The sequence below is a fragment of the Photobacterium sp. AWH4_225 genome (assembly GCF_056158405.1).
In genome coordinates this window covers 755,893-777,381 of record NZ_JBSWTF010000001.1, presented here as the reverse complement: position 1 = coordinate 777,381, position 21,489 = coordinate 755,893, and the positions used below count along the sequence as shown (strand labels likewise).

16 protein-coding genes are annotated in these 21,489 nt (G+C 50.9%); 12 read left to right on the top strand and 4 right to left on the bottom strand.

What is annotated here, in order from left to right; translation table 11 throughout:
- Position 1: 1 nt before the first annotated feature.
- The 3 genes from flhB to ACXAD4_RS03995 all read left to right on the top strand — a co-directional run bounded on the left by flhB (position 2) and on the right by ACXAD4_RS03995 (position 5,422).
- Entirely contained in the window at positions 2-1,141 is a 1,140-nt protein-coding gene (flhB, locus tag ACXAD4_RS04005) for a flagellar biosynthesis protein FlhB (RefSeq protein ID WP_475238864.1), read from the top strand.
- Positions 1,142-1,190: 49 nt separating this feature from the next.
- Positions 1,191-3,287, top strand: a complete 2,097-nt coding sequence (gene flhA / locus ACXAD4_RS04000) for a flagellar biosynthesis protein FlhA (RefSeq protein WP_475238862.1) — start codon at positions 1,191-1,193, stop codon at positions 3,285-3,287.
- Between the two features lie 380 nt (positions 3,288-3,667).
- The gene (locus ACXAD4_RS03995) at positions 3,668-5,422 is read left to right on the top strand and encodes a formate--tetrahydrofolate ligase (protein ID WP_475238860.1); all 1,755 of its coding nucleotides are present in this window, start codon (positions 3,668-3,670) and stop codon (positions 5,420-5,422) included.
- A 116-nt stretch (positions 5,423-5,538) separates the two neighbouring features.
- On the opposite strand, the gene ACXAD4_RS03990 is transcribed toward ACXAD4_RS03995, so the two are convergent.
- Together ACXAD4_RS03990 and ACXAD4_RS03985 are read right to left on the bottom strand one after the other, a co-directional pair.
- A complete protein-coding gene (locus ACXAD4_RS03990; RefSeq protein WP_475238858.1) occupies positions 5,539-6,789 on the bottom strand; it encodes a NupC/NupG family nucleoside CNT transporter in 1,251 nt (416 codons plus the stop codon).
- 389 nt (positions 6,790-7,178) lie between these two features.
- Positions 7,179-7,832, bottom strand: coding sequence for an energy-coupling factor ABC transporter permease (locus ACXAD4_RS03985; RefSeq protein ID WP_475238857.1), 654 nt, complete (start codon positions 7,830-7,832; stop codon positions 7,179-7,181).
- Positions 7,833-8,115: 283 nt separating this feature from the next.
- Here ACXAD4_RS03985 and ACXAD4_RS03980 point away from each other — a divergent pair, with 283 nt between their 5' ends.
- From ACXAD4_RS03980 to ACXAD4_RS03965, 4 genes are all read left to right on the top strand, one after another.
- Complete coding sequence (locus tag ACXAD4_RS03980) at positions 8,116-8,616, top strand: YfbU family protein (protein ID WP_475238855.1); 501 nt, start codon at positions 8,116-8,118, stop codon at positions 8,614-8,616.
- Positions 8,617-8,875: 259 nt separating this feature from the next.
- Entirely contained in the window at positions 8,876-10,141 is a 1,266-nt protein-coding gene (locus ACXAD4_RS03975; RefSeq protein WP_475238852.1) for an ABC transporter substrate-binding protein, read from the top strand.
- Complete coding sequence (locus ACXAD4_RS03970) at positions 10,141-12,504, top strand: ATP-binding protein (protein ID WP_475238849.1); 2,364 nt, start codon at positions 10,141-10,143, stop codon at positions 12,502-12,504. Before ACXAD4_RS03975 ends, ACXAD4_RS03970 begins: the two co-directional genes overlap by 1 nt.
- Positions 12,491-13,762 carry a sigma-54-dependent transcriptional regulator gene (locus ACXAD4_RS03965; protein WP_475238846.1) on the top strand — a complete coding sequence of 424 codons (1,272 nt, stop codon included), beginning with the start codon at positions 12,491-12,493 and terminating at the stop codon, positions 13,760-13,762. Before ACXAD4_RS03970 ends, ACXAD4_RS03965 begins: the two co-directional genes overlap by 14 nt.
- Positions 13,763-13,825: 63 nt before the next feature.
- Here the strand turns inward: ACXAD4_RS03965 and ACXAD4_RS03960 are convergent, their stop codons facing one another.
- Positions 13,826-14,854, bottom strand: a complete 1,029-nt coding sequence (locus tag ACXAD4_RS03960; protein ID WP_475238844.1) for a porin — start codon at positions 14,852-14,854, stop codon at positions 13,826-13,828.
- Between the two features lie 268 nt (positions 14,855-15,122).
- Positions 15,123-15,782 carry an oligogalacturonate-specific porin KdgM family protein gene (locus tag ACXAD4_RS03955; protein WP_475238842.1) on the bottom strand — a complete coding sequence of 220 codons (660 nt, stop codon included), beginning with the start codon at positions 15,780-15,782 and terminating at the stop codon, positions 15,123-15,125.
- A 414-nt stretch (positions 15,783-16,196) separates the two neighbouring features.
- Between ACXAD4_RS03955 and rlmA the strand changes: the two genes are divergently transcribed.
- The 5 genes from rlmA (at position 16,197) to ACXAD4_RS03930 (ending at position 21,446) form a co-directional block, all read left to right on the top strand.
- Complete coding sequence (gene rlmA, locus ACXAD4_RS03950) at positions 16,197-17,015, top strand: 23S rRNA (guanine(745)-N(1))-methyltransferase (RefSeq protein WP_475238840.1); 819 nt, start codon at positions 16,197-16,199, stop codon at positions 17,013-17,015.
- Between the two features lie 156 nt (positions 17,016-17,171).
- The gene (locus ACXAD4_RS03945) at positions 17,172-18,137 is read left to right on the top strand and encodes a ChaN family lipoprotein (RefSeq protein WP_475238838.1); all 966 of its coding nucleotides are present in this window, start codon (positions 17,172-17,174) and stop codon (positions 18,135-18,137) included.
- A gap of 528 nt (positions 18,138-18,665) precedes the next feature.
- Positions 18,666-19,592: an ABC transporter substrate-binding protein gene (locus tag ACXAD4_RS03940; RefSeq protein WP_475242707.1), complete on the top strand. Its 927-nt coding sequence runs from the start codon at positions 18,666-18,668 to the stop codon at positions 19,590-19,592.
- Positions 19,593-19,705: 113 nt separating this feature from the next.
- The gene (locus ACXAD4_RS03935) at positions 19,706-20,644 is read left to right on the top strand and encodes an ABC transporter permease (RefSeq protein ID WP_475238835.1); all 939 of its coding nucleotides are present in this window, start codon (positions 19,706-19,708) and stop codon (positions 20,642-20,644) included.
- A gap of 7 nt (positions 20,645-20,651) precedes the next feature.
- Entirely contained in the window at positions 20,652-21,446 is a 795-nt protein-coding gene (locus ACXAD4_RS03930) for an ABC transporter ATP-binding protein (RefSeq protein ID WP_475238833.1), read from the top strand.
- Positions 21,447-21,489 lie beyond the last annotated feature (43 nt).

The window sequence follows — 21,489 nt, the reverse complement described above, 5'->3', positions numbered from 1 at the left end:
AATGTCACAGCAACAGAGCAGCCAAGACAAGAGTGAAAAGCCCAGCCCCCAGAAACTACGCAAAGCCAAACGCGAAGGCCAGGTAGCCCGCTCCAAGGAGTTCGTGGTCGGGGTACTATTTATCACCATCGCCTTGTTCTTGTGGGCCTATGGTCATTTTCTGGCTGAACAGGCGGAAAAGCTGTTCACCATAAACTATCAGCTCAGTGCAGCCGAGCTCAGGGAGCCCGATATCATGGCCCGCAAGCTCGGCGAGAGTGTGCTGTTGCTCGCTGGCATTTTTGTCCCAATGGCCATGGTGCTATTCATCATGACGGTGCTGGCCTCGATGATACCAGGCGGCTGGGTGATGTCGCTCAAACCTATCCAGCCAAAACTGAGCAAAATCAGCCCACTGGCGGGGTTCAAGCGATTGTTTTCCATCAAGTCGCTGGTTGAACTGGTTAAATCTATCCTCAAGATCACCCTGATTTCAGCGGTGCTGTATGTCCTGCTCGACAACAACCTCAGCACCTTGATCGCCGCCCAACGGGCGCCATTTGAAATCGGCATGGGGATCACCCTCAGCCACATTATCAAGGCCCTGATTTACTTCGGCATCGTGGTACTGCTGATTGGTTTTATCGATATGCCCTACCAGCTGTGGAACCACATCAAAGAGCTGAAGATGACCAAACAGGAAGTGAAAGACGAACACAAGAACACCGAAGGCCGGCCGGAGGTCAAACAGCGTATCCGTCAGATCCAACAGCAGATATCGCGCCGCCGGATCGATAACTCAGTGCCGACTGCCGATGTCATCCTGACCAACCCGACCCACTATGCTGTCGCCTTGAAATATGACCTCAGCCGTGCCGGGGCCCCTTTTGTGGTCGCAAAAGGTGAAGACGAGATGGCTTTTCGTATCAAGGCAATTGCCGAGCAGCACAGTATAGAAGTGATGAACCTACCGCCGCTAACCCGGGCTATCTATTTCAACACCCGGGTCGATCAGGAGATCCCTGGGCCACTGTTCGTCGCCGTGGCTCATGTGCTGACCTATGTCATGCAGCTGAAAGCCTATAAAGAAGGGAAGAACGACAAACCTCAGCCATTGCCGAGTTTTGCCATTCCCAAGCATCTGAAAACAGAACCTAAATAACAGAACCCATACCAACAACAAGCAACGTCAACTTTGAGCTAGAAGTCCTATGAAAGCGAAACTGCAACAACTGTTTCCGAGCCTGACCAGCAGCTACTTGGGGATCCCCATTTTGCTGCTGGCGATCCTGGCTATGGTCATTTTACCCCTGCCGCCATGGCTGCTCGATGCCCTGTTCATCTTCAATATCGTACTGGCAGTCATTGTGTTGCTGGTTGCGGTATCCAGTAAACGGCCGCTCGACTTTTCGGTCTTCCCGACCATCTTGCTCGTTGCCACCCTGATGCGACTGACCCTCAATGTTGCCTCGACCCGGGTGGTATTGCTCAATGGCCACCTCGGCGGAGATGCCGCCGGTAAGGTGATCCAGGCCTTCGGTGACGTAGTTGTCGGCGGTAACTATTTCGTCGGTATCGTAGTGTTTGTCATCCTGATGATCATCAACTTCGTGGTGATCACCAAAGGTGGCGAGCGTATCTCCGAAGTGTCGGCCCGCTTTACCCTCGATGCCCTACCGGGTAAACAGATGGCGATTGATGCCGACTTGAACGCTGGCCTGATTGACCAGAACCAAGCCCGCACACGCCGCGACGAAGTGGCCCGTGAAGCAGACTTCTATGGCTCGATGGACGGTGCTTCGAAGTTTGTCCGCGGCGATGCCATTGCCGGCTTGATGATTTTGGTCATCAATATTTTAGGCGGTATTACTATCGGTATGGTGCAGCACGATCTGGCTGCCAGCGAAGCCTTCCAGCGCTTTGCCCTGCTCACTATTGGTGATGGTCTTGTTGCCCAGATCCCGTCACTGCTATTGGCCACCGCTGCCGCTATTATCGTCACCCGAGTCAACGACAGTGGCGATATCTCGGTAGACGTGCATCGCCAGATGCTGGCGTCTCCAGCGACCTTGTTTACCGCCTCGGCCATCATGCTGATCATCGGTTTGGTGCCGGGTATGCCGCACCTTGCTTTCTTTGCCTTTGCGGCCGTCCTTGCCTATGCCGGTTGGAAACAAAGGAAAATAGACAGCGATCCCGAGCCACTTGCCCAGGCCGAAGCCGTTGCCGAAGCAATTGCCCAAGATAATACGCCAACCCTTGGCTGGAATGATGTGCCGGCAGTGAACCCGATAGCTCTGGAGCTGGGTTACCGCTTGGTGAACTTGGTTGACAAAAACCAAGGCGAGCCACTGGCCCAACGCATTCGCGGGGTGAGGAAAACCATCACCGAGCAGGTAGGCTTTTTGATCCCGGAAATTGCTATCCGTGACAACCTCAAACTCAAGCCAACCCAGTATTCACTGTTGCTCCACGGCGAAGTGATTGCCCAAGGGGATATCGACCCCGAACGTTTGATGGCTCTAGCCGTTGGTGAAGTCTACGGCCAACTCGATGGCGTACTTGGCAAAGATCCGGCCTATAACCTCGATGCGGTGTGGATTGAACCAGCCAACAAACCCCAGGCACTTAATCAAGGCTATTCAGTGGTTGACGGCGCAACGGTAATTGCCACCCACCTTAGCAAAATCATCAAAGAGCACTTGGCTGAGCTTTTCTGCCACGATGATGTCGAGCACTTGATGGAGCGTCTCAGCAGTTCGGCGCCCAAGCTGATGGAAGCGCTCACCGCCCAACTCAACCACCAGCAGCAAATGCGAGTTTTCCGTCAGCTACTGGTCGATCAGGTTCCAATCAAAGATATCGGTAATATCGCCTCGATTATGGTAGAAAGCAGCGAAGTCACCAAAGATCCTATTCTGATCGCCGCTGATGTCCGCTGCGGCATCAAACGCTCTCTGACCAATAGCCTGGTCGGCTCAAGCAAGGATTTCAACATCTACACCTTGAGTGACAACCTCGAGAAAATGCTGCTGACTTCGCTGAGCAAGTCCCAGCAAAGTGGCGGTCAAACGGCACTGGATAGCTTCCCCGTCGAGCCTACCCTGCTGGCCCAGTTGCAGCAGAATATGCCGGCGGTCAAAGAGCAGCTCAAGCAAAACGGTTTCAAGCCAATCCTGCTGGTTACTCCGCAATTAAGACCGCTGCTGGCGCGCTATGCCCGGACATTTGCCAAAGGTCTGGTGGTGCTTTCTTATAACGAAATCCCCGAAGACAAGAACATCAATGTGCTAGGCCACTTGGGTTAAATAGTCTTCGAACTATATTTGCCGCTTTTCTTTCCGGGCTAGTGCCTATCGGGTGTCTGGCTCGGAGAGAAAGCAAAGGGTAGAGTAAATGAAGGATAAAGAAAGAACATTTTCCCCTTCGCCAAGACCGCAAAATGAGGTTACAGAAACAAAAAAGTAACACCATATTTTCCCTTACCCATCAATAACTTCAGACATACAGCAAGTTAACTCGATAACATCCCAGTAAATATTGACCAATCTCGTGACATATCTATCCGTATTTATCGCTTTACCCGTGATAAAATTATGGTATAAATCCAACGCAAACGATTGCGCAACTCATAAAGCCTGCTTGCGCGATATATACAAAGTTACCAAATGCGAGGTTATGGTCGTCCATGAAAAGTGATATTGAAATTTGCCGTGATACATCGCTCACTCCGATTGATCTCATCGCTCAGCAGGCTGGCCTGCTTCCTGAAGATCTGACTCCGCAAGGCACATTAAAAGCCAAGGTTAAACCTTCTGTCCTAAAGCGCTTGGCTGACAAGAAAGAAGGTAAGCTGGTTGTCGTTACTGCAATCACCCCAACCCCACTGGGTGAAGGCAAAACCGTAACCACCATCGGTCTTGCCCAAGGTCTGGCCAAAATCAACCAGTCTGTGATGGCATGTATTCGCCAACCGTCGATGGGCCCGGTGTTTGGTGTTAAAGGCGGTGCTGCCGGTGGCGGTTACAGCCAGGTCGCACCAATGGAAAAACTGAACCTGCACCTGACCGGCGATATCCACGCAGTAACCGCAGCCCATAACCTTGCCGCAGCCGCTATCGACGCCCGTGTTTACCACGAAGAGCGCCACGGCTATGAAGGCTTTACCGAAAAAACCGGCATGCCTGCACTGCGCATTGATATGGACCGCATCGTCTGGCGCCGTGTAATGGACCACAATGACCGTGCCCTTCGCATGATCACAGTCGGCAAAAACCAGCCAGGCAAAACCATCAACGGCCTCGAGCGTGAAGATGGCTTTGATATCTCGGCGGCTTCTGAGCTGATGGCTATCCTTGCGCTGTCAAAAGATCTGGCTGACATGCGCCAGCGAATCGGCCGTGTCGTCTTGGCCTATGATCTGGATGGCAAGCCTGTGACAGCAGAAGATCTGCAGGTTGCCGGTGCAATGGCAGTGACCATGGTTGAAGCTATTGAGCCGACCATGATGCAAACACTGGAAGGGGTACCGACCCTGATCCACGCTGGTCCATTTGCCAATATCGCCCACGGCAACTCATCGATCATTGCCGACCGTATCGCCCTAAAGCTGGCAGACTACACCATCACCGAAGGGGGCTTTGGCTCTGATATGGGCTTCGAGAAAGCCTGTAATATCAAAGCCCAGCAAGCAGGTCGCGGTCCAGACTGTGCAGTTGTCGTTGCTACCCTGCGCGGCCTGAAAGCCAACTCTGGCCTGTATGACCTACGCCCGGGCCAGGCACTGCCACAGGCTATCTTCGAAGAAGACGAAAAAGCGCTGGTTGCCGGTTTTGAAAACCTGAAATGGCACATCAACAACGCTGCCAAGTACGGTGTGCCTGTTGTGGTGGCAATCAACCGCTTCCCGCAGGACACAGACGCTGAACTGGCCCAGCTTAAAGCTATGGTCGAAGCCGAGCAGTTCGCCACCCATGTCGATGTGGCGATCAGTGAAGCCTTCGGTAAAGGCGGTGAAGGTGCCGTTGAACTGGCCCAAGCAGTGACCCGTGCCTGTGAAACCCCAGCCAACTTCAAGCCGCTGTACGAACTGTCACAGACGCTGGAAGAAAAGCTGATGACTGTCGCTGAAGTGGGCTACGGCTGCCGCGGTGTTGAACTATCTGATCTAGCCAAAGAGCAGTTGGCCCAGTTCAAAGCTCAAGGCTATGACAACCTTGCCCTGTGCATGGCAAAAACACCACTGTCTATCAGCCATGACCCAAGCCAGAAAGGCGCACCAAGCGACTTTATTGTGCCGGTCCGCGAGCTCAAGCTGTGTGCTGGTGCCGGGTTCGTCTACGCCCTGTGCGGTAATGTGATGACCATGCCTGGCCTACCGGAAAAACCTGCTTACCTTGGCCTGGACATTGATGCCGACGGCAACATTGTCGGCCTGAGCTAAACACTCGACAGCACAGTTCTATAAGGCATAGTCCCATAAGAGCTAGCCTCATAAAAAACGCCAGCGAATGCTGGCGTTTTTTTGCAGTTATTAAGGTTTTCGTCTCTATACCTTACTTACACCAAACTGATAAACAACCCGGCAACAGTCGCATTAAGCAGGTTTGCCAGCGTCGCAGCCACCAGCGATCGTACACCCAAAGTGGCTATTTCATGATAGCGGCTTGGGGCCATTACACCGATGCTCCCCAGCATAACCGCAATCGAACCGAAATTGGCAAAACCACACAGGGCAAAAGCTATAATGGCTTCGACGCGTGGCTCCAGCACGCCACTGGCAATCATCGGCGCCAATTGCGAGAAGGCGACGAACTCATTGATGGTGGTCTTGGTACCGAAAATCACCGCCATCTGCTGGGCTGAGTCAAAGTCCCAGATCCCGGCCATGAAGGCAAACGGCAGGAACAGGTAGCCGAACACCACATCCAAACTCAGCTCAGGTATACCAAACCAGCCACCGACACCTGATAGCATGCCGTTGATCAGGGCGATCAGACCGACAAAAGCCAGCAACATAGCACCGATGTTCAAGGCAACTTGCATCCCTTGGGCTGCACCCTGGGCGGCAGCATCGATCACATTGGCAGGTTTTCGTTGCTCCTGTTGTTGCTCCTCGACACAGCCAGTCGCATCCTCGGTTTCCGGGATCATCAACTTGGCCATCATCAAGCCGGCAGGGGCGGCCATAAATGATGCCGCCAGCAGGTACTCGAGGGGAATACCCATCTGGGCATAGCCCACCAGCACCGAACCCGCAACCGAGGCCATGCCTCCGACCATCACCGCAAACAGCTGCGAACGGGTCATGGTTGATAAATAAGGACGAATCGTCAGAGGGGCTTCCGAAATACCAAGGAAAATATTGGCGGTGGCTGAAATCGACTCAGGACGGCTGGTGCCAAGCACACGTGCCAAGCCTCGGCCCAGGGTATTCACAATCAGCTGCATGATACCAAGATGGTAGAGCACCGATACCAAGGCTGAGAAAAACACCACCACCGGTAGCACCCGCAGGGCAAGGACAAAGCCATTGCCGCCAAACAGCTCGAACATCTTGTCAGAAACCAGACCACCGAACAGGAACCCGATACCATGGTTGCTGTAGTTGATCACCGTCTGCACACCGGCAGAAAAATCCGACAGCGCCTCACGCCCAAACGGGCTGTAGAGCACAATGGCGGCAAACCCCATCTGGATAGCCAAAGCACCCAGAACCGTGCGCCAATTGATACGATCACGTTGTTCAGAAAGGAAATAAGCCAAAACAATCAGCAACAGAATACCGATCACACTGGATAGAACTTGCATAGATAACTCATAGAAACAATCAGGCAGTGCCGCACCCTGAGCCGTGAAGTCCAGAGTCAGTTAGTTGTTCAAAACAACCCGATCCAAAGTGCTTGGGGCGCTACCTAGGTACACCTCTGCCCGGGACAAAATCTCAGGCACCAAATGCACTCGATTTCCCTCTGCTTTGAATCCTTGCCTCCTGGCGGCATTTTGTTCGTATGAATGAAGAAAACGGGGATTCTCGCGCAATATGCGAGTGGGCACGGAAAAACCGTGCAGAAAAACGCGCGCAGGTTAAGCAGTTTTATGACCAACTGCAAGGCATGAAGAACCAAGCGCTAAGGAAAACAGCAAGCTGAGGAAAAGACCATCAATTACATTTACCAGCCCAAGCCAACAATACAAAACTATTTGTTGAGGTAATCATTATCATGAAAGGTTCTCACCCATTGCGGCTGGTACACCACCAGCAAGGTGATCGCCATACCGTTGATCAGGGCTTCGGGGAACAGCAGCAGCGGTGTCAGCACCAAATAATTTTCGATGATGTAGTGCCAGCTGTACAAGCCGCTTAACCACATCACCCCACCATTGAGCAACTGATGGGCGGCAATCGTTAACGCGCCGTTAAGAAAAGCCGCAACGAAGATATAGACAAAAAGGTGGCGGCTCAGATAGCGATAGGTCAGACGAAACAGGCAAAAACTCAACCAGGCAGGGAAAATGACCGAGACCACAAGATAAATCCCAATATCCGCAGCGGGCAACAGGCCAAAGACGGCAAGCAGCAAGGTGGGGATAACACCGATTAAGGCCGCTATCCGCCAGCCATGACACAACGCCAATGTAGTCAAGGCCAAGAAGTGTACCTGCAGCCCATCAGCCAAACCCGCTTTGAGGCTCCAAAGCAAAAAAAGCACCACCACACTGGCAAGAACCCAGTGCTGGTAGTCCTTTTCATGCCGAAACTTAGGCCAAAATTCGCGAGGAAAACGGACTACGAGTATTATCGCCGCTAATACCCAACCGGCTAGCTGTAGGCCACTGATCACACCTGACATCCCTGCTCCATTCCTTTCAACTCCTAATGAAATTCCCTTTTCATCGCATTACACCAACGACGTGCTTCAAAACAATAATCCCCACCCTATGAGGCACTAAATCCATGTAATAATTAGGGAGATAGTGGGATTAATTCGCCCAATCACAATGGATTTGGATAGACTTTATACGATTAGTAATTTTTAACAAAAAAAAGTTAGCAAGACGTAACTAGATCAATTTTTTTTCGTTTTATCCTGTTAACCTCAATGCCAGCTCAATAAAAAATTAAGGCCTATCATTATGGAAATGACTAACGCACAACGCCTGATCCTATCTAATCAATACTACTTGATGTCTAAGCTTACGCCAGAGAACGAAGCCAAATACCGTCGTCTACAAACAATTGTAGAGCGTGGTTACGGTCTGCAGATGCGTGAACTGGACAAAGAGTTTGGTGATCTGCCTGAAGAAAACTGCCGTGAAATCATTGATTTCATGGAGATGCACCATGCGATGCAAGAATCTTACAAAATGCTGTCTGAAGATAATCAGAAGCAAGTTGATCAGCGCCGCCTTAACTTCCTTGGCTTTGATGCTGCAACAGAAGCCCAGCATGTCCACTACGTGCGCTTCCTGACTGAAGAAGAAGGCCTTTACCCACAGTTTGACAAATCAGAGCACATGTTCAACAGCCAGGTGCCAATGCTGGAAAAATACCAGCGTATGCTGCGTACATGGCGCAACTGCCCACGCCAGTACCATTTGTCTGCCTCGGAGATCCAGCAGGTTCTCAACGCCTAAGCATCTCTCATTTTATTTCTCAAGCCGGAGCCTTTGCTCCGGCTTGTTGTATATCAGTCTTGACATCCCTTCTTTCATAGCAAAAATGTGAGCCCTGCCGATAAATGCTCACATCATGTGTCAACTTTGACCCTTTGGCTTTATTAAGCATGGTAAAAGCGATAAACCACTAATAATTCAAATTATTAGCTGGTAATTCCGCTACTCTTGGCGACTTTTTCCCTGTATACAAATAAACACTCTGGTTAGCTGATCCGCAATGATGAAATTCCTTTATGCCGTCATACTCTTTTTTTCTCTCTCAAGTTGGGCCAAGCCGACCGATCAGCTGATCATTCTGACCACGTTCACGGTCGAATCACTGCAGCCTCTCCTCAAGCAGTTCAAGCAGCAATACCCAGAGGTACACTTCACGATTCTCCATCGTCGCGAAACGTCAGGCCTGCGCTTGCTTAGCCATGAAGATCACGACATCGACATTGTGATTTCTTCCTCACGCTCGCTGTTTACCCCACTGGTTGAAGAAGACCGCTTGCTGCCACTCAATGCGCTTAACTTTGATACAACCTTCCAGCAGCAGCGATTTATGCAGGACTCCATCGCCAATGTCGCCATCTTTGGCTACTCCGGCTATGGCTTGATGTGGAACAAGGATTATCTCGCCAAGCACAAACTTCCTTTACCCAATAAGTGGGAAAGCCTTGCCGACCCGCGTTACTTCCGTCACTTGGTCATGAGCAGCCCAGCCCGCTCCGGCACCACCCATATCATGGTCGAGAACATCCTCCAGCATTACGGTTGGAAAAATGGCTGGAAGTTATTGCTGCAGATCGGTGGTAATCTGTCCTCGGTTTCCGCCCGGAGCTATGGCGTCAAAGACAGTATTGCCCGAGGCTTGGCCGGAATTGGCCCTATCATCGATAGCTACGCCTACGAAAGCCAAAAGCTGTTTCCTTTTATCGACTTTACCTATCAACCGAAAAGCCCGTTGATGCCGAGCTATGTCGCCGCCGTCAAGAACATCAACCAAGCCCGGCGCAGTATCGAATTTATCGAGTTCCTGCTCTCCGAAGACATCCAGCAGAATCTATTGGCCAGCTCGCTCAATAAATATGCCCTGAACCAAACCATGGCTCAGCCTTTCAAGATCACCGCCATTGATCACCAGTTGATGGAAGAGCGTTCTATCTTGGTCAAACAACTCTTCGAGCAAACGATCAACCGCCAGCTGATCCGCTTGAATCAGGCATGGCAGCTGATCCACAAGGTAAAACAACTCAGCCACCTGACATCAGAAGAGCTCCGCCAGTACAACCTGGCTATCAGGCTTGCCTCGACACCGCCGGTCTCCGAGGCCCAGTCACGTAATCCCCAGCTACGCAACGCCATCACAATGTCGAGAACCGACATGTACACCGTACGTATGCTCAAAGAGTGGCGCACATTGATGAGCGAGCAACTCGATCAGGCCATCAGCATCTGTGAAAAGCTGCTGGAAAGTCATGAGCACAGGGGGATCAACTAATGCTGATCGGCAATACCATTGGCAACCGCCTCATCGCCTCCATTGCTTTCATGGCCTTTTTGACTATCAGCGTCAGCTTAGTCGCCATCATCAACTGGGAAAGTCTGGATGACCAAATCCAGGCCATGGTTGAAAAAAACATGCCGACCTTACGGGCTAGCTATCAGCTGGAGCGAAATACCGCAGGGTTACAGGCAGCCCTCAACCTGCTCAGCAACAATACCGACCCAGTTCTGCATGCGGATCTGAAGCAGAACATCAACAACAAGCTGGCAAAAATCAATGCGGCCATCGCCCAAACCGCCAGCCTGAAGTTCCATGCCGCCATCAAGGCCGAGCACGACACCCTGTTCAATGACATCAAGCTCTATGCGGATCTGCTGTATCAGCGCAATACCCATCTTTATGTGTTGGCACAAACGGAAAACAACATCAAATGGCTGCATCAGGATATGATCGATGAGCTGACACCAATTCGGCAGGAGGTCGAGTGGCAGCTAACCCGCATGCTACCCAATGCCCTGGTATCGAGCACCATCAATGAAGTCATGACCGAGTTTTCGCTGCTTCAGGCCATAACGGTCAAAGAGAACGAATTGCACCAGTTGGTGCAGGAAATTATCCTGCAGCGACAAGAAAGGGACATCGGCAACGCATTTTACTTCATTGGTTACAAAACCGAGGAAGTCAGCCAGATGAGCCAAAGCCTGAGCCATTACTCATCGACCGCTTCCTACCGCCAGTTACTCGATGAGTTAATCACCTTGGTCGAGCCAGGTGGGATCTTGGAAAAACAGCTGTTGCTTGATTACCAGCTCTACCAGCAAATCACCCACTACCAGGACAAAATCCAAGCCCAGCTGGCTTACCAGGAAGAGCTGATCCTGACCATGGTGGAACAGGAAGATGCCTCACTCAACGTGTTGAATGAGAAGACCCGCCAGGCCATTTCCATCAGTAACCTAATTTTATTCGGCACCATGGTGGTCACCCTGTTTTTATCAGTCATGCTGTCGATTTACTTGGTCGGCCAAGGCATCGTCAAACGCTTAAACCTATTGTCACAAGATTTATTGGCCGTAGCCAACAACCAACATGATGCTAAAATCCAAGTCACCGGTAATGACGAGATCGGCCAGCTAGGAGATAACCTACGCCATTTCTGCCGTCAAATGCAGGAAATGCAGCAGAGCAACGCCCTGAACCTGATCAACAACACCCAGGCCAGTATTATTACCTGCAACCTCGAAGGCAAGATCGAGTCGGTTAACCCCAGCGCGCTGAACCTGTTCGACAATATCGAGATGCCGCATAACAGGGCGATCTGGGAGCTGTTCAGCCCGACCATGCACGCTCGGCTGCAGTCCCTGTTCAGTGAAAATAGCCCGTTGATCAGCCTCGGCGGCTGTAACCTGACACTAAAGCAGAAGAAAATTGATCAGGAAAACCTCTACCTGCGGCTCGACTTCCGCCTGTTCCAGCAAGGACAGAAGGATAAGGTGATCATCACCATGACCGATATCACCGAGCAGGAGAAAGCGGCGCGCTGGCTGGAGAAAATGGTTCGGGAAAAAACCCACTCCCTCACCAGCCGAAACCGCCAGTTGAAATTGGAGATTGAAGATCGCAAACGGGTAGAAGCCGACTTGCGTGCCACCCAGGATGAGCTGATCCAAGCCGCGAAAATGGCCGTGGTCGGCCAGACCATGACATCCCTTGCCCATGAGTTGAACCAACCGCTGTCGGCTATCTCGACCCATATTTTTACTGCCAAGCTGGCGCTGGATAAGCAGCGGCTCGATCAGCTACCTGCCTCGCTAGACAAGGTAGAAAGCCTGGCATCCAGGATGGGGCGTATCATCGCCAGCCTGAAAAGCTTTTCCCGTAAACAATCGTCAGAAAGCCCGATGAAACAAGTTGAGCTTCGCTCATCCATCCAGCATGCCATGATGATTGTAGAAAGCCGGGCCAAGGTTCAGCAAACGGAGATCCGCAACCTGCTAACCGAGCCAATGTACTGTCATGCCGATCAGGTGCAGTTGGAGCAGGTGCTGGTAAACCTGTTGGTCAACAGTTGTGATGCTGTCGCAGGCTGCGAGCAACGCATCATTACTCTAGAAACCCTTGATAGCCAGGCAGGTCGATGTCGCCTGGCCGTCAGTGACAGCGGCAACGGATTCGCCGCCGAAATCATCGAAAAACTATTTATCCCCTTTACCACAACAAAAGAGGTGGGACTTGGCCTTGGGCTGAGTATCTGCCGTTCAATCATGAACCGCTTTGATGGCAATATTTATCTCGCCTCAAACCTACAAGGCGGTGCCATGGTCGTGTTGGAGCTAAACAATTATGATAATGAATAATGATATTGAAGTACTCATCATCGATGATGACCATGATGTTTTGGAGTCATATCAACAACTTCTCGAAATGTCAGGCTTTAAAGTCAAAGCCATTACTGACCCAACACTGGCTACATCCCTATTACATAAAAATTGGCCCGGTGTGGTTGTTACTGACATGTACATGCCGGGTCTCAGCGGGATGGATTTGCTTGAATTTATCAAGAACCTCGACCCTGAGCTGCCCGTTATTATGATCACCGGTCACGGTGATATCCCGATGGCCGTCGATGCGGTCAGACGCGGCGCACTCGATTTTCTGCAAAAACCGCTACAGCCTGCAGAGTTGCTGGCGCTGCTTGAAAAACACTTGCCGACCCGTAAATCAGTCATCGAACAGCGTGAAGCTATCGGACAATCCACCAACGAAGTACTGCTGGGTGACAGCCCGCTTATTGTCAAGATCCGTGAAAAGATCACGCAAATTGCACTGACCTCCAAGGATGTGCTGGTCGAGGGCGAAAGCGGCACCGGTCGCCACACCGTGACCAAGTTGCTGCACCAGCACAGCCAGCTGCACAAAGGGCCATTTGTTGCCACCCAAGGTAGTAATATTACCTGCACAGCCGATCTACAGCGCGCGATGATTTCAGCCCGCAGCGGCAGCATCAGCCTGAATGAACCCCAAGCTATGCCGCTGGAAACCCAGCAATGGCTATGCCGCTTCCTGTTGGAGCAAGAGCGCCAGAACAAAAAAGAAGTACGGGTGCTGGCGATTACCGGCGCTAACCCTGAAGCCCTGGTGGAGCAGGAAGTTTTGCTGCCAGAGCTGTTCTACTTCCTTAGCCAAGTGCGCTTCCAGCTTCCGCCTCTGCGCCAGCGGGTCAGTGATATCGCGCCTTTGTTCAAATACTTCCTGAAACAAAGCTGCCAGAAACTGCACAAAGCCGTGCCAGCCATCGACAAAGCCTATATCAATACCCTGAACCGCCACGAGTGGAGCGGCAATGTTTTGGAATTGAAAAATGTGGCCGAGCTTTATGCCATTGGCATCGTGAAGTTGGCGGGGCAAGACAGGACCAAACCATTAGAGCATATGAGCAGCCCGCTTGATGATCTGGTTGACAGCTATGAGAAACAGGTAATTGAAGATGCGCTGTATCTGTTTGCCGGCCGCATCAATGATGTGTCCAACTACCTGCAGATCCCACGCAAAAAGCTGTATTTACGGATGAAAAAACACAACTTGGATAAAGCAGAATACAAGGCGAAAGCCTAACTGGCCTCAGCTCCACCTCCCGAAATAAAACAAGCCAGCGTTTGCTGGCTTGTTGAGGGGTTATCAGTACTCGTAACGCAGGCCAAGGAACATATAATCATCATCCGTTTTTCCGGAGAATCCATCTGACTGATTATCTTTACCGTCCCTAAATACATAACTACCGAAAACAGACGAGCGAAGAGTCAAGCGGTATTGCGCCTCCAGGGTGGTATCACTGAGTTCGAGTTCATCACCGTCACTGTTATCTAGCCAGCGGTAGCCGCCTCGTAACACCCAGTCATCGTTGACTTCGTAGACCGCGGTAAACTCCACCACTTCGTCCTTGCTCTTGATGCCGTTGTTATAGTCCACCTCATCTTCTGAGTAGATCAAACCTAGTACCAGATCTCCAATGTAATAACTGGCACCGACACCCCAGACGTAATAATCACGATTACTATCATCACCTTCATTAGCCTGATATACCGCAACAGGAGCTAGCTTACCTGCATTCCCCATGTCGAAGGTATATCGCAGTGCGATGTTATAGCCGATATCCAAATCAGACTCGCTATTTCCGAGAATGTAAGCGATCGACACATCCAGGTAGTCATAGCTATTTTGATATTGCAGCGTACCGTCTTGACGGAACACCTGAGTTGCTGTCTTATCTACCCTATCGACCTGACGGGCAATGGCAATATCCGAACCAGCAAAAACATCGACGATATCGGTAAACATGATCAGTCCGGATGCAACACGACCACCGGTATATCTACCGTACTGAGAAGCATCAATCCCTGCCCAGACATAACGTGCAGTAAGATCACTAGAATCAGAGAGACTATTGGCAAACTCAGCAGCCCCCACCTGGTACTCCGCCCAGCCAATCACCGAGACGTCATCATTGACGGTCTGCGAGCCACCGAGGCCTAGTCGGGCATCGAACTTACCTTCAACGTCACTGGATCCTTTATCGGTAACGTTAAACGCCAAACGGCCGTAGACATCGATGGTCGAGCCATCATCACCCTGGAAAATTGTCCCCGCCTGGGCATAACCAGTGCCCAATAACGTCGATACTACCACTGCTAATGCTACTCTTTTCATGTTCAACTCCTGTTGTACATTTTTATTGTCGAGGCCATCATTTGCCCCGTTAAAAGCACTGCTATTCTTTGAACGCTTAATGCTCCTTCAATAAATCAAGCACTTATTTGCGCCTAATTAGCATAGTACAGATATGCAATTATTGAATTTTTATTGAACTTTTATGCACAAGAGAGAATGAACTATTGCCTGCTAGCATTAACAGATACAAAAAAGGGAAGCATCACGGCTTCCCTATTAACAACCCATTTCAGAGATTCAAGCGGACTTAGAAGCCGTAAGAAGCACCGAAGACAAATGCATTGTTGCTGTTGTTTGCTTGGTTACGGTACTCAAAGTATGGCTGTACACCGTTACGAGTCCATGTTGCACGAAGCTCATGATCTTTTGAATCTTTGCGAGAGTCACCATTGTTGGCATCATCATTGAAGTTATAGATAAAGTTGTACTTCAAGTTTACGTTTTCGTTTAGCTGGTAGGCGATAGATGTATCTGTACGCAGTGAATCACCCGCATCTTCAGCGTCTGTCGCATCAATGTGGTAACGAGAACGGTGGTACAGGGAGATGTTATCCATGTTGTAGCCAACTTTGACCAACGGACGGTACTGGATAGTCTCACCTTCTTGGATTAGGTGATGGTAACCCGCAGCAACCCATAGGTTGTCAGTGATGTTCATTGCCTGCTCAGCACCTAATGTCACGTAAGTGCTGTCTTGTGTATTCACTTCACCAATTTGAATACCATCAAACTCGGTCAGTAGCGTCAGGCCGCCCAATGGGTTAGTAAACGTGTGGCCAGCCTCTAATGTTGAAGTAACATCTGCCGCACTATCACTGTGGAACTGCACGTTACCCGTTACGTAAGATGACGCCATTGCGCCTTGTGCCATCAGTAATGCGACTGCGCCTAATGCAAAACGTTTCATTATGAACTCCTAAAGAAAAATGCTCGCGGCATGTGTGCCATCTTGTTTTTTTACGGCATAAATTATTATTCAAGAAATGGATGTTATCGACAATGAACATAACCCATTTCACTTATTGCACCGCAACAGAATAATATTCCAACCCATCCTTAGGGTATGCAATCAAACACCAAAAACCACTTGATAAAAAACCAAAAATAGAAACAAACCACTTCCTTTGAGATGCAAAATATCCCAGAAAGCTGAATGGAAGTTGAACGTGAGGCACGGAATTATATTTAAAATACAACTGTGATCTGGATTTAATTTCACAGCGCGAAATATGTGATCGGTATCCTTTCCTCCTAGCGCTTGCAGGCGTATATAGGCGGCGTTTACAATATTCCCTCTACTCTTTCAGCTCGGTAACACCTAATGTCATACCAATGCCCCCTTTGCCACCAGCCGCTTTCCCAACAAGACAAAACGTGGAAATGTGCCAATAACCACCAGTTTGATCAGGCCAAGGAAGGGTATGTCAACTTAATGCCTGCTCACCATAAAAGCTCTAAGAACCCAGGGGATAACAAAGAGATGATGCAGGCGCGCCGCCTGTTTCTTGATGCCGGTCACTATGCCCCAATGCGCCAGCTGGTCATTGACAAGCTTGAGCAGCACCTGCCAGAAAATGCCGTTCATCTTTTGGATATTGGATGTGGTGAGGGTTACTACACGTCAGGCTTTGCCACCGCTTTGGCGGAGCATCCAGCCTTAGAGATACATGGGTTGGATATTTCAAAAGTTGCGGTACGCTACGCAGCAAAACGCTACCCGACCTGCCACTTCTGCGTGGCCTCGAGCCACCGCTTACCATTTAGTGACAGCTCCCTTGACGGTATGGTCCGGATCTATGCGCCCTGCAAAGCAGAAGAGCTAAAGCGCACCATAAAACTTGGTGGCATTATTGTTACCGTAACGCCAGCTGCTCGCCATTTATACCAACTAAAAGAATTGATTTACGATGGTGTAAGACTGCATGACATGACCGCAGAAGAGATTGAAGGATTCGAGCTGATCGATCAAAGCCAGCTTCACTACGACATGACGCTCAATGGTGAAGAAGCAACAGCACTGATGCAAATGACCCCGTTTGCCTGGAAGACCAGCGACAGTGTTTGGCAGCAACTGGCAGCCAGCGAGCAGTTCCGCTGCGAAGCCGACTTTGCCATCCGAGTTTACCAACGCCAAGCATAGCCCTCCTTCCGTTCGGGCAATATAACAAATAATAGTAGTTATCAATTGCAATTGATAACTACTATCAACTCATCTATCATCACAGCCTCTATACTTAAAGTTCTGTTTGCCGGGTATTTTACCCGACGTCAATTAACTCACTGTGATTTGATACCCATGAAGAAATGGCTTTCTCTCGGCCTTGCTAGCCTGATGTTTGGCTGCGCCTCGCATTCTGATGTTGCCGACACCAGCTCAATCGAAGCGGCCCAACCGCTGTCGACTATGTACGATTCGACTATCCAGTCGCCACAGGGACAACCACTGACCCTAGCCCAACTGGCTACTGCGCTCAAAGACGCGGATATCGTTCTGGTCGGTGAATGGCATGGCCACCCTGGTGCCCACCTGATGCAAGCCCGTTTATTTGCTGCCCTCTACCAACAAAGCCCTGATATGGCGCTGTCGATGGAACAGTTCACCCGCGACAAACAGCATGTCGTGAACCAATACCTGGCCGGTGAAATCGGTGAGAAAACCTTGATAAAAGAAGGAAAAGCCTGGCCAAACTACAGTAGTGATTACCGTCCACTGGTTGAATTTGCCAAAGCAAATCAATTAGATGTGATTGCAGCCAACGCACCGAAGTCCATCGTTCGCTGTATTGGCCAGCAGGGTGAAGGCTATTTGGATCGACTCCCAGCTACAGAACGTAAATGGGTCGCCGAGCAACTCACACTGGGTGATGATGCCTACCACAGCAAGTTCAACGCCTCGATGCACCACGGCGACGAGGAAAAAACCAAGCGCCAGTTTGCTGCCCAAACCGCTTGGGATGACACTATGGCCGAAAGCATGGTGGACTACCTTGCCCTGCACCCGGGTAAACAGATTATCCATGTCGCCGGTCGATTCCATGTCGCCGAAGGCCTAGGGACAGCATCACGGATCACGGCTCGCAACCCAGAGTTGAAAGTCATGCTGGTAACACCGGTCACGGAAAAAGCTAATGTGGCTGAAGGTTCGCCTGACTATACCTTTGAAGTCATGCCACTACCGACTGCCTACGTTGATAAGGACAAAATGAAAGCGGCGATGAATGCCATTTACGGCAGGAATAAAGGACTAAAGTGTTATAAATAACATTGTATTCGCCTAGAAAGAACAGACCCCACCGGCGGCCAAGCTTGTGGGGTCGTTGGGAGAGATACAGCTAATATCTCGGCTATTATTATTTCGTACCCGACCTGACCCTTTCCTGAACACCTACCGTCGACAACATGATCTAAAGCACAGTTTTTCATAGCGTTATTCTGACAAAACAAAATACATCTCTCCAACGGCGACAAAAATAGCAATAAAGCGTATCTGACCATTTTTTAGCCACCACACGAACAAACTCACCCTGAGATAAACAGCAAACAAATGCCCATCACTATCTATTGCAAATATTCCAGCATGATCGACCGCGGTATTGTTACGTAAGTGTTAAAACAGATATGTCAATTGCACTCACAATGCGCTACAACAATATGCCAAGCAGTTATTTGATTCCTATAACTCGCATCGCAATAGGCTCAGCGTAAATCAAACAGGGAGTGTATGAGAATGGATTTAAAAAATAACTTTAAATACAGCAAGCTACTATCAGCTGTCTGCGTCGCCGCTTCGATGACCATGGCATCGACCTCCGCCATGGCTGCCGATGTTGCCAAAGTCGCCGTCTCACAAATTGTCGAGCACCCCGCTCTCGATGCGGCCCGCAATGGTCTGCTCGATGGCCTAAAGGAAAAAGGCTATGTCGAGGGTGAAAACCTAGAATTCAGCTACCAAACTGCTCAAGGCAACCCTGCCATTGCAGTCCAAATCGCCAAGCAGTTTGTGGGTGAACGCCCTGACGTTCTGGTAGGTATTGCAACCCCGACCGCACAGGCACTTGCCGCCTCGACCCGCTCTATCCCAGTCGTCTTCACCGCTGTCACTGATCCGGTTGGTGCCAAGCTGGTTAAGGACATGGACAAACCGGCCAGAAACGTCACCGGGTTATCCGATCTGTCACCTGTTGCTCAGCACGTCGCATTGATGCAAGAGCTGCTGCCTGAGATGAAAAGCATCGGTGTGGTCTTCAACCCGGGTGAAGCCAACGCGGTGGCCTTGGTTCAACTGCTTCGGGCTGCCGCTGAAGAGAAAGGGCTTACTGTGGTTGAAGGGACCGCTCTGAAGAGTGCCGATGTCCAATCTGCCGCCCAGATTGTTGCTGCTAAAGCTGACGTGATTTATGCCCCAACCGATAACACTGTCGCCAGTGCCATTGACGGGCTGGTCAATGCTGGTAACCAAGCCAAAACCCCTATCGTCGGCGCATCAACAACCTACATCGAGAGCGGCGCTCTCGCTGCGCTTGGTTTTGACTACTACCAAGTCGGTGTCCAGACTGCCGATTATGTCGATGCCTTGCTAAAAGGTAAAAAAGTCGCTGAGCTGCCGGTAAAAGTCGCCAAAGGCTCAGATCTAGCCCTTAACCAGAAAGCCGCTGAAAAGCTGGGGATCACCTTCCCGAACTCCGTGCTTGAGCGGGCAACGACGATAGAGAAATAACAGAAGCAGAACCTAGTTCCTACAAACTCGATCCTAGCTACCGGTTCTAGGTTCTAGGTTCTAGGTTCTAGGTTCTAGGTTCTTCACTACACATAAAGACAAGGAGAATAAGGATGTCTTTCTTTGCCTTTCTCGGGACGCTCGAAATAGGGCTGGTTTATGGACTGGTGGCCCTCGGCGTCTACCTCACCTTCCGTATTCTGGACTTCCCGGATCTATCGGTCGACGGCAGTTTCCCGATGGGCGCAGCCGTCGCTGCGACAGCCATTATTGCTGGCTTTAACCCTTGGGCGGCAACTCTGCTCGCCATTGCTGCAGGCGGGTTATGCGGTCTGGTCACCGCCTTTCTTGCCGTACGCTGTGGGATCCTTCACCTGCTGGCCAGTATCCTCACCATGATCGCGGCCTTCTCTATCAATATCCGCATCATGGGTAGCCCGAACCTTTCCCTGCTCGGTGAAGATACCCTATTTACCCCATTTGAAATGCTCGCTTTCGACTACGGACTAGATGAAAGCATCATGCGCCTAGCGGTAGTGCTGGCCTTGGTGATCGCCAGTGCGTGGTTTATTACTCGCCTGCTTGCCAGTGACTTTGGCCTTGGCTTGCGCGCAACAGGCGTCAATAGTCGTATGGTCAATGCCCAAGGCGGCAACACTGCGCTCTATACCTATTTCGGCCTAGCCCTATCCAACGGCTTTGTCGGCTTTGCCGGCGCCCTGTTTGCCCAGACCAACAGCTTTGCCGATGTGACCTCGGGGGTCGGGACCATCGTCGTCGGTCTTGCCGCGGTGATCCTCGGCCAAACCTTGCTACCCGGCCGTAAGATCTGGGTGGCTGTTATCGCCGTGATCCTCGGCTCTATCCTCTACCGCCTGGCTGTTGCCTTTGCCCTGAGCAGCGGTATGTTTGGCCTGCAAGCATCAGATCTCAACCTGATCACTGCCCTGCTGGTTGCCATCGCCCTCATCGCCCCGCGCATGAAAGGGCAGCTGAAGCGCAGCAAGAAGAAACCATCCGTCGCTACCAACAAAGCCAGTGCAAGGGGATAAGGCAAACATGATTGAACTCAACGATATCCGCGTAACCTTCAACGAAGGTACTATCCTCGAAAACCAAGCCCTCAAGGGGGTTTCTCTGACGGTACCGGAAAAACAGTTTGTCACCGTGATAGGTTCGAACGGGGCGGGAAAATCGACCTTGCTTGGTGCAGTCAGCGGCGAAACCCCGATGGTGGGGGGGCAAGTGCTGATCGATAACATTGATGTCACCCAGAAGAGCGTCCATCAGCGCGCCCAATATGCAGCCCGGGTGTTCCAGGACCCGCTGGCTGGCACTTGTGGCTCACTGACCATCGAAGAGAACATGGCACTGGCCTACAAGCGCGGCAGTAACCGCAGCTGGAAACTCGCCCTGTCAGCCAAACGCCGCAAACTGTTCCAGGAGCGCATCAGTATTCTCGGCCTCGGCCTTGAAGACCGCTTGGGCGACAGCATCGGGTTATTGTCGGGCGGCCAGCGACAGGCTGTAAGCTTGGTTATGGCAACACTGGCCGACAGTAAACTCTTGCTGCTCGATGAGCACACTGCTGCGCTGGATCCCCGAATGGCGGCCTTCGTCCTCGCGCTGACCAATAAAGTCGTGCAGGAGTTCGATCTCACCGTCATGATGGTCACCCACTCGATGAAAGATGCCCTGGCCTACGGTGAGCGCACTGTCATGCTGCATCAGGGTGAAATCGTACTTGATGTCGCTGGTGAGGAACGTAACCAGATGGGCGTCAAAGACTTGTTGGAAATGTTCAGCAAGGTTCGCGGCGAAGAACTGGCAGACGATAGCCTACTGCTGAACTAGCTCCAAAATTGCTATTCGCGACCGGCGGCAAATTAAAGTAAAA